Here is an 880-nt window from a genome sequence, read left to right as displayed (position 1 = left end):
GTCGGCGGCGTCAGGCTGACGATGTCCGGATAGACAAATGGCCCGGCGTGCAATCTTGAAGGATCACGCCGGGCCGTTCTAACGCGTAAGGCCGCGCTGATGCTCACGGTAAGTCATGATCCTGCTGTTGTCGAGTCGAACCTGCTGGTCGGGCGCGTGGCGTGCCCTGATTGTGGTGGCCGGTTGCGCCCGTGGGGCTGGGCCAGGCCCCGCGTGATTCGGGACGGCCTCGACACGAAGTGGGTGGGCCGCAGCCTTCGCCCGCGCCGGTCGCGGTGCGCAGGCTGCCAAACCACGCATGTGCTGCTCGAGGTGCGGTTGGCTGCCCGGCGGGCGGACACGGCAGAGGTGATCGCGGCGGCGATTGAGGCGAAGACCGTGCTGGGGCGGGGCCACCGGACGATCGCTGCCGGCTGCGGCAGGCCGGTCTCCACGGTCAGGGGTTGGCTGCGCGCCTTCGCCGCGTCGGCCGTGCTGATCGGTGAACGCTTCACTGGGTTGTTGGTGCGTGATGCTCTCGACGCTGTGGTGCTCTGGCCCAAACCTGCTGGCTCTGCGGGCGGGGAGGCGTTGTCGGTGTTGATGGCGTATGCCGAGGGATTGGCTCGCAGGTTTACCGCGACCGTCTCGGTGACGTGGATCCAAGCCGGGATCGCGACGACGAATGGGCGGCTTTTTTGCGCGAGCTGGTGGGCCGGCATGCCCAACACCAACCCGCCCTTACGCCAGGCGCTGGCGGGCGGAAAGGTGGCAGCAGCGCCTGCCATATCTCTGTGATCGGCGTCTTCACCGCTTGAGAGGACCCTGTTATGCCCGCAACACCGCCGACCCTCCCGCCGACAATTCCTCTGGGGGTGCCGCGGGTGTCTCCGGTGAGCCC

General features: G+C 68.0%; 1 protein-coding gene. It reads left to right on the top strand.

Going from position 1 to position 880, the window contains the following annotated elements:
* Positions 1 to 300 precede the first annotated feature (300 nt).
* Positions 301 to 777: a hypothetical protein gene (locus JF66_RS22000; RefSeq protein ID WP_051973776.1), complete on the top strand. Its 477-nt coding sequence runs from the start codon at positions 301 to 303 to the stop codon at positions 775 to 777.
* The last annotated feature ends 103 nt before the right edge of the window (positions 778 to 880 follow it).

The sequence above is a fragment of the Cryobacterium sp. MLB-32 genome, assembly GCF_000738085.1.
Taxonomy (GTDB): domain Bacteria; phylum Actinomycetota; class Actinomycetes; order Actinomycetales; family Microbacteriaceae; genus Cryobacterium.
Note: the sequence above shows the minus strand (reverse complement) of the source record. Positions and strands in the feature narration are given on the sequence as shown.